Source organism: Vibrio fortis (assembly GCF_024347475.1).
Classification (GTDB): domain Bacteria; phylum Pseudomonadota; class Gammaproteobacteria; order Enterobacterales; family Vibrionaceae; genus Vibrio; species Vibrio fortis.
Genome location: NZ_AP025487.1, coordinates 277816 through 292047, shown reverse-complemented (window position 1 = coordinate 292047; position 14232 = coordinate 277816). Strand labels below are relative to the sequence as shown.

Annotated in this window: 11 protein-coding genes; 2 read left to right on the top strand and 9 right to left on the bottom strand. The window is 46.1% G+C overall.

Annotated features, from left to right (window positions below; translation table 11 throughout):
- Window positions 1-57 precede the first annotated feature (57 nt).
- On the bottom strand, window positions 58-2565 hold the full coding sequence (rnr, locus tag OCV50_RS01375) for a ribonuclease R (protein ID WP_261903521.1): 2508 nt from the start codon (window positions 2563-2565) through the stop codon (window positions 58-60).
- A gap of 249 nt (window positions 2566-2814) precedes the next feature.
- Here rnr and OCV50_RS01370 point away from each other — a divergent pair, with 249 nt between their 5' ends.
- The gene (locus OCV50_RS01370; protein ID WP_261904103.1) at window positions 2815-4224 is read left to right on the top strand and encodes an amidohydrolase; all 1410 of its coding nucleotides are present in this window, start codon (window positions 2815-2817) and stop codon (window positions 4222-4224) included.
- A gap of 128 nt (window positions 4225-4352) precedes the next feature.
- Here the strand turns inward: OCV50_RS01370 and motX are convergent, their stop codons facing one another.
- Window positions 4353-4988 (bottom strand): flagellar protein MotX, encoded by a 636-nt coding sequence (gene motX / locus OCV50_RS01365; RefSeq protein WP_150872908.1) that lies wholly within the window; start codon window positions 4986-4988, stop codon window positions 4353-4355.
- Window positions 4989-5268: 280 nt separating this feature from the next.
- Window positions 5269-6585 (bottom strand): adenylosuccinate synthase, encoded by a 1317-nt coding sequence (locus OCV50_RS01360; protein WP_261903520.1) that lies wholly within the window; start codon window positions 6583-6585, stop codon window positions 5269-5271.
- A gap of 172 nt (window positions 6586-6757) precedes the next feature.
- Between OCV50_RS01360 and OCV50_RS01355 the strand changes: the two genes are divergently transcribed.
- Complete coding sequence (locus tag OCV50_RS01355; RefSeq protein ID WP_239843152.1) at window positions 6758-6946, top strand: DUF2065 domain-containing protein; 189 nt, start codon at window positions 6758-6760, stop codon at window positions 6944-6946.
- A 160-nt stretch (window positions 6947-7106) separates the two neighbouring features.
- On the opposite strand, the gene hflC is transcribed toward OCV50_RS01355, so the two are convergent.
- From hflC to mutL, 6 genes are all read right to left on the bottom strand, one after another.
- Window positions 7107-8087, bottom strand: a complete 981-nt coding sequence (gene hflC, locus OCV50_RS01350; RefSeq protein ID WP_239843153.1) for a protease modulator HflC — start codon at window positions 8085-8087, stop codon at window positions 7107-7109.
- Between the two features lie 2 nt (window positions 8088-8089).
- Window positions 8090-9280 carry an FtsH protease activity modulator HflK gene (gene hflK, locus OCV50_RS01345; protein WP_239843154.1) on the bottom strand — a complete coding sequence of 397 codons (1191 nt, stop codon included), beginning with the start codon at window positions 9278-9280 and terminating at the stop codon, window positions 8090-8092.
- Between the two features lie 27 nt (window positions 9281-9307).
- A complete protein-coding gene (gene hflX / locus OCV50_RS01340; protein WP_239843155.1) occupies window positions 9308-10615 on the bottom strand; it encodes a ribosome rescue GTPase HflX in 1308 nt (435 codons plus the stop codon).
- 44 nt (window positions 10616-10659) lie between these two features.
- A complete protein-coding gene (gene hfq / locus OCV50_RS01335) occupies window positions 10660-10920 on the bottom strand; it encodes an RNA chaperone Hfq (RefSeq protein WP_032551489.1) in 261 nt (86 codons plus the stop codon).
- Window positions 10921-11113: 193 nt separating this feature from the next.
- Entirely contained in the window at window positions 11114-12046 is a 933-nt protein-coding gene (gene miaA, locus OCV50_RS01330) for a tRNA (adenosine(37)-N6)-dimethylallyltransferase MiaA (RefSeq protein WP_032551488.1), read from the bottom strand.
- A gap of 84 nt (window positions 12047-12130) precedes the next feature.
- The gene (mutL, locus tag OCV50_RS01325) at window positions 12131-14227 is read right to left on the bottom strand and encodes a DNA mismatch repair endonuclease MutL (RefSeq protein WP_261903519.1); all 2097 of its coding nucleotides are present in this window, start codon (window positions 14225-14227) and stop codon (window positions 12131-12133) included.
- Between the last annotated feature and the right edge of the window lie 5 nt (window positions 14228-14232).

Here is a 14232-nt window from a genome sequence, read left to right as displayed (position 1 = left end):
CCTCTCCTTAATTTTCTATTCAATATCGAGTAGGCAGCGATACTACCTACTCCTGTGTTAAGCCTTTGGCGCTTTTGACTTACGCTTTACCGTACGCTTCTTTTTCGCTTTCGGCTTATCGGTACTTGCCGGCTTGCGTTTCGGCTTTCTCTTGCTGCTTGTCCCTTCTTCACTGCTACCATCAGGGCGTTTAGTTGGCTCAACTAATGGCTTTGCACTGCTTCCTGGGCGACGGCTTTTCACTGCTGCGCGCTTTTTACTTTTCGCCTTTTTCGCAGCATCCGCTGCTCGTTTCTTAGCTGTTTTGCCTTTACCACGAGGTTTGCGGTCAGTATCGACAATATCAAAGTCAATCTGGCGGCTGTCTAGGTTTACCGCAGAGACCTTAACCTTCACTGAATCACCAAGGCGGTAGATATTACCAGAACTCTCACCAATTAATCTCTGTCCAACTGGGTCAAATTGGTAGTAATCGTTGGCAAGTGAAGTCACGTGCACTAGACCATCAATGTGCAATTCCGTTAGGCGGACGAAGAAACCAAAACCGGTTACGTTGGCAATCACACCCGGCATCTCTTCACCAACATGGTCTTGCATATATTCACACTTCAGCCAGTCAGACACTTCACGCGTGGCATCATCGGCACGACGCTCGGTTGTCGAACATTGCTCACCGTAGAAGTCCATGTCATCAAATGAGTAGTGGTAACCACCGGTTGGTGTCCAGCGATCTGTATTGCGGCCTTCCCCTTTCGCAATCAGGTATTTGATTGCACGGTGCAGTAGCAAGTCCGGGTAACGGCGAATTGGCGAAGTAAAGTGCGCGTAGCGCTTCAATGCCAAGCCAAAGTGACCACAGTTGTCTGCGTTGTATACCGCTTGCTTCATAGAGCGCAGCAGCATGGTTTGGATTAATTCTCGGTCTTCACGCTCGTTAATCTGACGAATCAGTTGCGCGTAATCCGTTGGTGATGGCTGCAGGCCACCTTCCAAGCTTAGACCTAATTCTCCCAAGAAGTCTTTAAAGCCTGCTAGGCGCTCTTCTCCCGGAGTTTCGTGAATTCGGTATAGCGCCGGCTCTTTGGCTTTTTCTACTAATGACGCAGAAGCGATGTTCGCCAGAATCATACACTCTTCGATGATCTTGTGTGCATCGTTACGAATGACAGGCTCAATGCGGTCAATCTTACGATCAGCATTAAAGATGAACTTAGTTTCAACCGTTTCAAATTCAATCGCACCACGCTCATCACGAGTCTGCTTCAGCACCTTGTACATCTTGTGCAGTTCTTCAAGGTGTGGCACTTCTTTCTCGTAACGCTGACGTAACTCTTCATCGCCATCTAAAATCGCGCCTACTTTATTGTAAGTCAGACGCGCATGCGAGTTCATCACCGCTTCATAATGCTTGTAACCAGAAAGTTTACCGTTTTCAGAGATGGTCATTTCACACACCATACACAAACGGTCAACTTGAGGGTTCAGAGAACATAGACCATTCGATAGTACTTCCGGCAGCATAGGAACAACCTGAGATGGGAAGTACACCGAGTTACCACGGTTAATCGCTTCTTTGTCTAGGGCCGTATCCGGGCGAACATAGTAGCTCACGTCAGCAATCGCCACCCATAAACGCCAGCCACCGCCTTTCTTCGCTTCACAGTAAACTGCATCATCGAAGTCACGAGCATCTTCACCATCAATAGTCACCAAAGGCAGTTCACGTAAATCTACGCGACCTTCTTTTGCTTCTTCAGGTACGTGCTCACCTAGGTTTTCGATTTGCTTCTCAACCGCTTCCGGCCACTCGTGTGGGATTTGGTGAGTATGAATCGCAATCTTGGTCTCCATGCCCGGAGCCATGTTCTCACCTAGAACCTCTGTCACTTTACCCATCATGTTGCGCGAACGACCGCCACGATCGGTAATTTCAATCACTACCACGTTACCCATACGAGCACCGCCTTTATGCTCGGTAGGGATCAGAATGTCGTGACTAATACGAGAATCATCAGGAACTACGTATGAATGACCGTACTCTAGGAAGAAGCGGCCAATTAACGGTGCCGTGCGCTCTTCAAGCACGCGAACTAGACGACCTTCACGACGACCGCGTTTGCTGTTGTCGGTTGGTTGTGCCAAGACATAATCACCATGCATCAGTGTTTTCATCTGATGGTGTGGCAGTAGAATGTCATCATCCTTGCTTTTGCTACCATCTGGGCGCACCCAGCCGTGGCCATCTTTATGCCCGATTACATACCCTTTAATCAGCTCCAATTTCTCTGGTAGCGCGTAGCATTGACGACGCGTAAAGATCAGTTGGCCATCACGCTCCATCGCACGTAGACGACGGCGCAAACCTTCATATTGGTCTTCTCCGGATAGACCCAAAGCATCAAATAGGTCATTACGGTTCATCGGGATATTGGCATCCGTTAGGAACGAAATAATGAACTCGCGGCTCGGAACTGGATTCTCGTAATTTTGAGACTCACGGTCTGCAAAAGGGTCGACATTGGTTGTGGTCGTCGTATTTTCTGACATCGGTATCTTTTTTGTCATAGGCGGGCCTGCTTAAGCAAGGAAGGGATATATCTCTAGTATATCCGATGCAACAGGTAAGCTACAGATATGCTTTAGAAAACCGACAAATTAGCTGGGATTGATACAAATCTTCATGATGTGAAATATCCGATCGTAATTCAGTCTCTTCATCACCTTTTTACGCAAACGATAAAACAAACGTTTGCGGCATCAATGAAATCGACTATGATTCAGCAAAATTTACCAACTCCTGTTCTGAGTATTGATATGAAATTAAAACGCACCTTAATTGCTTCAGCGATTGCTGGTTTATCGCTGTTCTCATTGACAAGCCACGCCTTGGAAAAAGCCGATCTCATGATCACTGATGCCATGGTTCTGACCATGAACCAAGACAAAACTGTCTATGAAAGCGGTACGGTAGTGGTTAAAGACAACAAGATCATTGCCGTTGGTGATGCGTCACTAGAAAAGCAATACAAGGCTGAACAAGTGTTGGATGTTGATGGCGACATCGTGATGCCAGGCCTTATCAATACACATACTCACGTTTCAATGACGGTGTTCCGTTCGTTGGCTGACGATGTGCCTGACCGCCTACACCGCTACATCTTCCCACTAGAGAAGAAACTGGTTTCTCGCGATATGGTTCGCATTGGCGCAAACCTAGGTAACGTAGAGATGGTGAAAGGTGGCGTAACCACTTACGCAGATATGTACTACTTCGAAGATGAAGTTGCGAAGACCGTCGACAAGATTGGTATGCGTGCAGTGCTGGGTGAAACCGTGATTAAATTCCCAGTAGCCGATGCAGCTAACGCAGAAGAAGGCATTAAGTACGCGCTTAACTTTATTGAAGAGTACAAAGACCACCCACGCATTACTCCAGCGTTCGCACCACATGCGCCTTACACCAACACTACAGAGATCCTACAAAAAGTCGCTAAGCTATCACTCGAGCTAGATGTTCCTGTGATGATCCACCTAGCAGAATCTCATCGTGAAGAAGAGAAGATCGCAGAACGCTCTGATGGCCTATCGCCTGTTCAATACATGCACAGCATTGGCGCTCTCAACAAGAATCTGGTTGGCGCGCACATGATCTTGGTTGATGACGAAGACATTAAATTGGTGAAAGAGTCTGACATGGGTGTGGCTCACAACATGAGCGCTAACATCAAGTCAGCGAAAGGTGTATCTCCTGCTCTGCAGATGTACGATGAAGAGGTTCGTATTGGTTTAGGTACCGATGGCCCAATGTCAGGTAACACACTAAGTACAATTGATGAGTTCAACCAAGTGGCTAAAGTTCATAAGCTCGTTAATAAAGATCGTGCAGCAATGCCTCCGATCAAAGTGATCGACATGGCGACAATGGGCGCGGCTAAAGCGTTACACATGGAAGATAAGATCGGATCATTAGAGATCGGCAAGCTTGCTGACATCATAGTTATCGATACTAAAGCGCCAAACATGGTACCGGTTTACAATCCATACTCTGCATTAGTGTACTCAGCAAACTCAGGTAACGTACGTCACTCAATTGTTGATGGAAAACTGCTGATGAAAGACCGCAGCATGCTCACTGTTGATGAAGATAAAATTCGTCAAGAAGCGCTAGATTTCACAAAGGTCGTTCGCGAAACCGTTGTCGAGTCTGGCGAAGTGATTCAGTAACCTGACCTTTCATTAAAAATAAACATCTAAGTGCAAAAAGCCCCGCTCTAATCCAATTAGGCGGGGCTTTTTAATCTTCTATCCAGTAACAATGAGTGCAGAGATCATTACTGGATTTTGATCCTTTATTACCAGAAAACGTCGCGTCGTTTGGCTCGAGCAATGATGTTGTCTGGCATTCTTTGCTCTAACCCACTTCTCAATACCGAGATGCGTTTATGTTGACGCTGATCGGCAGTAACTGAGTTATACAACCAGCGATACGCATCTTCATAATCTAACGGGCTACCGTAATCACGCAGTAGCAATTCCGCTAAGTGGATGCGTGCATTAAGGTTCCCCATCGATGCCGCTTCACGCAGATAAGGAATCGCACGTTCTTTGTCTTGCTGAACCAAAGTTCCGCGGGAATAGTAACGACCTAACTGCTCTAAGGCAGCAGGAAGACCTTGATGGGCCGCATTCTCCATGTAGTAGAGACCAAGCTCAACATCTTGCTCTACACAGACACCCCAAGCCAGCATATCGCCGTATAAAAACTCATAAGAAGGCAAACTGATACGTGTCGCTCGCGCAACAATATCTTCAACCAATTGGCACTTATCAGCTTTCACACGCTCAAGGTGTTGGTTCTTTTCTATTAGATTGATCAGTTCAGCTTCTGTGTATATGGGTACCGGCTCACCAACATCAGCCAAATTTGCATGACTCAATGAGGAGCTCAGCGCCATTATCAATGAAGCTGCCACAGTTCGTAGCTTCATACCTGCACTCTATTATCTTGTTTTAAAAACGCATTGAGTCTTTGGGTTATCAAAACTCAATTACATTTCACTCACTATGATATCTGTATCGGCAACTACACGTATCGCTTTAGACAAAACTTGCCGCCAATGGGCAATATTTTGCCAGATAGCGTACAAAAGATCATCACGCTCAAAAGTAGTACTCGCCAAACCGTAAATCGCAGGTACAAAAAAGCCAGCGTATTTCAGCTGGCTTTCTAAGAACTTTCTATTATCTATACACTTGCGTGTATCAGCATTATGCGCTGTAAGGGTGAACCTTGATAATAGTTTCGTTACGGTCTGGACCTGTAGAGATGATGTCTACTGGTACGCCTGTTAGTTCTTCGATACGTTTGATGTAATCAAGAGCAGCTTGTGGAAGCGCGTCGATTGTCTTAGCACCAAATGTTGTCTCAGACCAACCTGGCATTGTTTCGTAGATTGGTGTTGCTTCTTCGAAAGATTCAGCAGCCATTGGCGAAACTTCTAGGATAGAACCGTCAGCCATTTTGTAGCCAGTACAGATCTTGATCTCTTCTAGACCGTCAAGAACGTCTAGCTTAGTCAGACACATACCCGTTAGAGAGTTGATTTGGATTGCACGGCGCATTGCCACTGCATCGAACCAACCTGTACGACGTAAACGACCCGTTGTTGCACCAAACTCGTGGCCAACATCACCTAGGTGTTTACCTACTGGGTCTTGCTTGTCTAGACCATCGTAAAGCTCAGTTGGGAATGGACCTGAACCTACACGAGTACAGTAAGCCTTAGTAATACCAAGGATGTAACCGATGTGACGAGGACCAAAACCAGAACCTGCAGCAACACCACCAGCAGTCGTGTTAGAAGAAGTTACGTATGGGTAAGTACCGTGGTCGATATCTAGTAGAGTACCTTGAGCGCCTTCGAACATGATCTTGTCGCCGCGCTTACGTGCTGCGTCTAGTTCGTCAGTTACGTCCATAACCATTGAAGTTAGTAGATCTGCGTAACCCATGCACTGCTCAAGTACTTCTTCGTAGCTTAATGTTTCAGCTTTGTAGAAGTGCTCAAGTTGGAAGTTATGGAATTCCATTACTTCTTTTAGCTTCTCAGCGAACATTTCTTTATCGAAAAGGTCACCAACGCGTAGACCGCGACGAGCAACTTTATCTTCGTAAGCTGGACCGATACCACGACCCGTTGTACCGATAGCTTTCGCGCCACGAGCGATTTCACGCGCGTTGTCGATAGCGATGTGGTACGGAAGAATTAGAGGACAAGCTTCAGAAACGAAAAGACGCTCGCGCACTGGGATACCGCGCTCTTCAAGAGGCTTCATTTCTTTAAGAAGTGCTTCAGGCGAAAGTACAACACCGTTACCGATAACACATTTAACGTTATCGCGCAGGATGCCTGATGGAATTAAGTGAAGAACGGTTTTTTCACCGTCAATTACAAGTGTGTGACCTGCATTGTGACCGCCTTGGTAGCGAACCACGTATTTTGCATCTTCAGTTAAAAGGTCAACAATTTTACCTTTACCTTCGTCACCCCATTGGGTGCCTAGAACGACTACGTTATTTCCCATCTTTCCAGTATCTGTTGCTAGTTAAAAATGGATTCTAGCACCGAATCACAATTCTTGCAGTCATTTTTTGTTCACAATAGTGAGAATTGGTCACAGGTGACACGCATAAGGCGGTATCAAAACGCGTAAGGATACTGATATTATTCCTTTTTTATCTTTTAAGGCACCTATCATGTCTCACTCTATTTGGCTGGCTGTTGGCTTGGTTTTGATTGTCGAAGGCTTAGGCCCACTTATCGCTCCGAGAGGCTGGCGCAACATGATGGCGCAGCTTAGCGAACAACCCGACAATCAACTGCGCCGTCTTGGCGGTTGTTTGGTGGTCGCAGGTGCGGTTATTGCTTTCATGACCTATGGCTGATTCATTCGAGATTCGAGATTCGAGATTCGAGATTCGAGATTCGAGATTCGAGAAGAATTAAAGAACGGTCAGACATTCGAATCCAACATAAAAGGCTCCCATCGTGGGAGCCTTTTGCTTTATGTCTTAACAGTGCAAAGGTTCAATTGAGCCTGCTGGCTTATTGAGGTTGTACACCTTTCGCGTTGTTCATGTATTGGAAGAAGTCTGTCTTCGGATCCAGTACTAGAATGTCGCTCTTATCGCTGAATGACGCTTCATAAGCTTGTAGCGAACGCATGAAACCAAAGAACTCAGGGTCTTTGTTGTATGCGTCAGAGTAGATCTTCGCTGCTTCTGCGTCTGCATCACCTCGAGTAACACGAGCAGTACGATCAGCTTCTGCCAGTACTGTTGCTACTTCTAGTTCAGCTTGTGCACGGATAACTTCTGCACGTTCACGACCTTGAGAACGGTGTTTACGAGCAACCGACTCACGCTCTGCACGCATACGCTTGTAGATTGAGTCACTGATGTTGTCTGGAAGGTTAATCTTCTTCATACGGAAGTCGACAATTTCCACACCTAAATCTTTCAGTGCACTTTCACGCGTATCAGCAAGAACGTTTTCCATGATCTTGTCACGCTCACCATCGACCTCTAGTGCTTCAGCAGCAGCAACTGTTGTCACTTCTTCGCTGTCCGCTGAGTCTGGTAGAACATCGTTGTTACGAGGACCTGAAACAATCTGCTTGATCTCACGAGAACCGATTTCCGAACGAAGTACATCTGTCACTTTACGCTCAAGAAGTGCTTGCGCCGTTAGTGCGTTACCACCACCTGTTGCTAGGTAGTATTGACCGAAGTCTTGAATACGCCATTTCACGTACGAATCGATGATTACGTCTTTTTTCTCAGACGTTACGAAACGGTCAGAGCGGCCATCCATTGTTTGGATACGAGCATCTAGAGTTTTCACACGGTCAAACAGTGGCAGTTTGAAGTGCAGACCCGGTTCGTGGATTCGAGAGATGTCGTTGTTATCTTTCAATACACGACCGAAACGAATCACGATACCGCGCTCGCCTTCAGGAATCACAAACACAGACATCAACATCAGTGCTAGCGCAACAACCAATACAGGGATCATTAACTTACGCATTATTAGTATCTCCCTTGACGTGAGCTATCTGAACGAGACTGAGAGCTCGATGGCGTTTCAGTTTGAGTTTCTAGCTCAATCTGATCGTAAGCTGATGGTGCTTTAGTAGAGCGAGAGCCCGACGTAGAACCACCTTGAGCGCCTAACTTATCAATCGGTAGGTAAAGCAGGTTACCGCTCGATTCAGAATCAATCAGCACTTTAGACGTACTTGAGTACACTTTTTCCATTGTATCTAGGTACAGACGGTTACGTGTTACTTCAGGAGCCGCTTGATATTCAGGAAGTAGCTTTTCAAACTGAGCAACTTGACCAAGTGCACCGTTAACTGTGCGCTCTGAGTAACCCACCGCTTCTTTCTTCAAACGCTCAGCACGACCTGTCGCTTTTGGAAGAATGTCGTTTCGGTAAGCTTCTGCTTCACGCTCGAAACGCTCTTCATCCTCACGAGCCGCGATTGCATCATCAAATGCATCTTTCACTTGCTCAGGTGGACGAGCCGACTGGAAGTTCACATCTACGATTAGGATACCCATGTCGTAGCTATCGATAATACGGTTCAGTGTTTCTTGAGTGCTTTGACGGATCTGTTGACGACCACTTGTTAGGATACTATCCATTAGTGAGTCACCGATTACCGCACGAAGCGCAGAGTCTGTTGCTTGGCGCAAGCTGTCGTCCGCGTTAGTTACACGATACAAGTATTTGTATGGGTCTGAAACACGGTATTGAACACCCATTTCAACCGTCACAACGTTCTCGTCTTTGGTCAGCATGGTGCCTGAAGCACGCAGTGAACGAATTGCTTGAACGTTAACCAGTTGTTCATCGCTAATTTGATCGATGAAACGTGGGTGCCAGTTAAGGCCCGGCTCTTCAATACGGTCGAACTGACCCAATCGAAGTACCACAGCTCTCTCTGCTTCCCCTACGGTGTAGAAACCCGCAAAGAACCAAATTGCGATAGCGATAACTGCAATGACACCAAAGCCAATTGCACCGCCGCCGCCAACAGATGAACCGTTGCCACCTTTTTTACCAAACTTGCCACCCAACTTTTGACTCAGTTTGTTAAACACTTCGTCTAAGTCTGGCGGTCCTTGATCTCGGCCACCGCGATTATTTTTATTACCCCAAGGGTCATTATCGCGGCCGTTATCGCCGTTGTTATTTCCAGGCTCATTCCACGCCATTAGAAAGCTCCATCATTTGATATGACGTTATACTGTAGCAGTCTCTTCGGAAACGATAAAGTCACCTAAGAGTGCCCCTTCTCTTTTTTCTAGTTTAGACCAATCCACTTGTTGCATTCGGATATCTATCAACAGGTTACCCTTTTCATCATATTCTTCTTGTTGAATAGATTTCAACTGAAAAAACAGACTACGAATACGGCCCTGATGTTGAGGTGGAATACACAGTCGATATTGAACCATTTGGCTTGCTAGACGTTCTGTCAGCGCCTCAAACAGTAACTCAATGCCTTCACCTTCCATTGCAGAGACCCAAACAGCGCGAGGAGCGCCCTCTTCGTCTCGTTCAATGCGAGGTTTTTGGTCTTCCATGCAGTCAATCTTGTTCATGACTACAAGGGTTGGCACCTCATGAGCATCGATTTCTTCTAATACATCATGAACTGCCTGAATATTCTCACGAAAGCGGTCATCACTGGCATCAACAACATGTAACAAAATGTCAGCTTCCTGCGTCTCTTGTAACGTTGCTTTAAATGCAGCGACCAAATCGTGCGGTAGGTGACGAATAAATCCTACAGTATCTGCAAGGATTGCCGGACCTACATCCGTCAGATCGATTTTACGTAATGTTGGGTCTAACGTTGCAAACAATTGGTCTGCGGCGTAAACACCAGCACGGGTGATCTGGTTAAACAGTGTTGATTTCCCTGCGTTGGTATAACCAACAAGAGAAATGGTTGGGATTTCAGCTCGATTACGAGCACGGCGGCCCTGTTCACGCTGCTTAGCTACTTTCGCTAAACGACGCAATATCGCTTTTATACGGTCACGCAACAGACGTCGATCTGTTTCTAGTTGAGTTTCACCTGGACCACGAAGACCGATACCACCTTTTTGTCTCTCAAGGTGGGTCCAACCGCGAATCAGTCGAGTAGAGATATGACGAAGCTGAGCAAGCTCAACTTGTAGCTTACCTTCATGAGTTCGCGCACGCTGTGCAAAGATATCTAAGATAAGACCGGTGCGGTCAATCACACGACACTTACACAAGTGCTCTAGGTTGCGCTCTTGGGCAGGAGAGAGGGCGTGATTAAAAATCACAATTTCAGCCCCAGTTAGCTGAACGGCTTGAGCGATTTCTTGGGCTTTACCCTCTCCGACGTAGTATTTAGGGTGCGGGGACTGACGACTACCAGTAATAACTTGTAGTGTTTCTACCCCCGCAGAGGAGACCAGCATTTCACATTCGCTTAGGTCTTCCCATTCACCCTCTTGCGTGAAGTTGATATGAACAAGTACGGCTCGCTCACCGGATTCATAACGGTCAAACAAGCAACCAACTCCTTATTACAGCTTTAGCTGTATTGATTGAACGATTAATCTTCAGATTTCTCTGAACGATCAGCTGGTGCACGCTCACCGCTGTGGTGGCTAACTGCACGAGCAGGAACCACTGTAGAAATAGCATGCTTGTAAACCATTTGGTTTACTGTGTTCTTCAATAAGATCACGAACTGATCAAAAGATTCGATCTGACCTTGCAGCTTAATGCCGTTAACAAGGTAGATTGATACTGGAATGCGCTCACGACGAAGTGCATTTAGAAATGGGTCTTGCAGCGATTGCCCCTTAGCCATTTTATTTTCCTTATTTTGTATTTTGTTGTAATTATTTAGCTAGTGGTGCACAAAAAGGTGCGGCCTTTGCATCTGAGCTAAACGAATAAAAAAACTCCGTTGTTATTGAAAGGCTGTAAGTTTAAAAAGCCTCAATAACGGATCCTTTCCAGAGTATATTCACGCAAAAGCGATCACATTATACACAGCTATGCTAGTCAGATGCTATTGCATCTGAAAGAGTTTCTAGCGCTTGTTCAATGTTTTCGCTATCTAACCAAGTTAAATCATCCCAACTGCGTAACCAGGTGATTTGGCGCTTGGCCAATTGACGGGTTGCACAGACTCCACGGAATACCGCTTCATCAAGGTCACAATTCCCATCTAAATAGTCCCACATCTGACGATATCCTACGCAACGGATCGATGGTAGATCAGGATGAAGATCATCTCGAGCGTATAACGCCTTCATCTCATCTTCGAAACCTGCCTCTATCATTTTCTCGAAACGCAATTCAATACGACGATGCAGTTCAGCCCTTTCCTTGGGAGCTATAGCAAATTGCTTCACACGAAATGGCAGGCTATCGCCCTTCGTTTGAGTTAGCTCTGTTAATGTTTTACCCGAAATTCGAAAAACTTCCAATGCTCTTGAGAGTCTTTGTGGATCATTTGGATGAATTCTTTCCGCAGATACTGGATCAATCTCTCTTAATTGATCATGCATAACTTGCCAGCCATGCTCGTTTGCTTCTGCTTCAATCTGTTTACGAATCTCTTGGTCTGCCGCAGGTAAAGGGGATAGCCCTTCTAGCAATGCCTTGTAGTAAAGCATAGTACCACCGACCAATAATGGTATTTTTCCTGCCGCAACAATGTCATTCATCTCTTTGAGTGCATCACGACGAAAATCTGCCGCAGAGTAAGATTCACTTGGATCTAAAATGTCGATCAAGCGATGAGGAGCAAGCGCTAACTCTTCTGCGTCTGGTTTCGCAGTACCAATATCCATATCTTTGTAGATCAACGCCGAGTCCACACTGATGATCTCTACTGGGAACTTCTGACGTAGGCGAATGGCTAGATCTGTTTTACCTGATGCGGTTGGCCCCATTAAAAACAGTGCTAAAGGTAGTTTCTGAGTCATGATATTTTGTTTTTGCTTCTCTGTTAAAGCGCTCTGTTTGTCAGAGCTTATTGCTGCGCGAACTTAAATGCGCAACTCAATAAATTAAATCGTAAATGCTGCAATGGTCGCTGAAAAATCAACTGGGTTCACAAACTCAGGGTCATCTAATGGAAGTAGACCTTGCCAGAGCTGTTCAAGTTCCCCAACTAATTGAACCGCCTCAGATAAAGTGTAGTCGCTTTTTACCTGCGCGGTTTGAACACCAATCCAATTTACTAACTGTTGCATAATTTGAGCATTATTAGACTGGATATTGAGCGAAGCCGCGTACGATAACAGATCTGGGATTAAAATTTGTAAGTTTTGCTGTCTTAGAGGTGATGGTACGCCCATGACCATGATCGCTTCGCTGTTTCTGGCTTTTAATTCGATACCCAGCAGATTCAATTGAGGACTTAATGCCTTTGCCACTTCAACCAGTTCACCACCAACTTTCATCGATAAAGGCACCAGTAAAGGTTGGCTTTTTAAAGGCCCATGCTGAGTATTCATCTGTCCAACAACCCGCAAGAATTCTGCTTTAGCTAATGACAGCAGCAAGCAACCATTTTTACTTCCCATCGCCAAATACTGTTGATTAACCACAGTAATCGCTTTGCCAAGCTCAGCAATGATCGGTCTTTCAACCGGTGAGTGTTCGACTACAGGAGCAGCCCTCGACGATGAATCTTTTGAAAGCGCGCTGTCGCCTGATGTTGAGTTTGGAAACTCTGGTGTTTGCAATAGCTCTTTGTAGGCTTTCACTTCACGCTTAGATGGTGCCGGTTCTGCATGATGTTGATTCGAAGGTTTATCTGGTTTCGGCGCAGGACGTGATTCAATCCACTCTTGACGTGGAGAGCCCGTAAAGCTCTGTCTACCACTACCGTACTGGCTTTGCTCTTGGCTTAGTGAGTAGTTCGATGTGCGATCTTGAACACTCTCTCGGACACGTTCTGATTCCGCTTTTCTTGGATAAGCCGGGGTCTTGTCAATCGCCTCTCTTGCTCGCTCCGGTGCTTGAGAAATGTCTATCGAAGAAGAGGGTGGTTGAATCGAAACAAAAGTATCAACACCTTCAGTGGAATCAATGACTTCATCGCTCAACTCTGGCTCAGCTTGATGGAAAGCAGACTGATTAACAGGCGCAGCATCAATGTGTTTAGTTTGCGCTAAACCATCACTCAACGCTTGATAGATAAAGTCATGCACCAAACGAGCTTGATGAAAGCGTACCTCGTGTTTGGCCGGATGAACATTCACGTCCACTTGGTGTGGATCTAGCTCAATGAATAGCACGTAAGTGGCAAATTGATCGGGACGAAGGCTAGTCTCATAACTTTGACGGATTGCATGATTGATCAACTTATCACGCATCATACGGCCATTCACATAGCAATATTGCAAGTCACTTTGCTGTCTTGCCCCCTCAGGAGTGGTGATCCAACCATGGAGCCTAAGCCCTTGGTGCTCTAACTCAATCTTGAGCATATGACGCACGAAAGCATTGCCACACACAGCCGCAATACGTTTTTCCGCTTGAATCTCAGTTTTTGCTGCACGGTACTGGCGAACCATCTTGCCGTTATGACGTAGGTTAATCGTCACATCGAAGCGGCTCAAGGCAATGCGCTTTAGCAGCTCATCAATATGAGTAAATTCGGTTTTTTCAGTACGCAGAAACTTACGTCTTGCCGGCGTATTAAAGAATAGATCTAAGACTTCGACGGAGGTGCCGATTGGGTGTGCTGCTGGTTGTAGTTTTACTGCCATGTCACGCCCTTCGCTATACGCCGCCCACGCTTGGTCTTGCGTCGCTGGTCGCGAGGTCATGGTTAAACGCGCTACCGAGCTAATACTCGCCAGTGCTTCACCACGAAAGCCTAGACTTACAATCGCTTCAAGGTCATCAAGAGTATGAATCTTTGATGTTGCATGACGGCTTAGTGCCAGGCCTAACTCATCTTTGACGATGCCCTTACCATTATCACGAACACGGATCAGCTTAGCGCCGCCCTTCTCGATATCAATATCGATACGGGTTGCACCTGAATCTAAGCTGTTTTCCACCAACTCCTTAACCACTGAAGCCGGTCTTTCAACCACTTCACCAGCAGCAATTTGGTTGGCAAGACGTGCAGGTAATATCTTAATCGTCATAATGG

Bases quoted from the DNA above. Each gene is read 5' to 3' on its own strand.
- rnr (WP_261903521.1), bottom strand. From the start codon at position 2,565: ATGACAAAAAAGATACCGATGTCAGAAAATACGACGACCACAACCAAT.
- hflK (WP_239843154.1), bottom strand. From the start codon at position 9,280: ATGGCGTGGAATGAGCCTGGAAATAACAACGGCGATAACGGCCGCGAT.
- hfq (WP_032551489.1), bottom strand. From the start codon at position 10,920: ATGGCTAAGGGGCAATCGCTGCAAGACCCATTTCTAAATGCACTTCGT.
- OCV50_RS01360 (WP_261903520.1), bottom strand. From the start codon at position 6,585: ATGGGAAATAACGTAGTCGTTCTAGGCACCCAATGGGGTGACGAAGGT.
- miaA (WP_032551488.1), bottom strand. From the start codon at position 12,046: ATGACTCAGAAACTACCTTTAGCACTGTTTTTAATGGGGCCAACCGCA.
- hflC (WP_239843153.1), bottom strand. From the start codon at position 8,087: ATGCGTAAGTTAATGATCCCTGTATTGGTTGTTGCGCTAGCACTGATG.
- OCV50_RS01370 (WP_261904103.1), top strand. From the start codon at position 2,815: ATGAAATTAAAACGCACCTTAATTGCTTCAGCGATTGCTGGTTTATCG.
- OCV50_RS01355 (WP_239843152.1), top strand. From the start codon at position 6,758: ATGTCTCACTCTATTTGGCTGGCTGTTGGCTTGGTTTTGATTGTCGAA.
- motX (WP_150872908.1), bottom strand. From the start codon at position 4,988: ATGAAGCTACGAACTGTGGCAGCTTCATTGATAATGGCGCTGAGCTCC.
- mutL (WP_261903519.1), bottom strand. From the start codon at position 14,227: ATGACGATTAAGATATTACCTGCACGTCTTGCCAACCAAATTGCTGCT.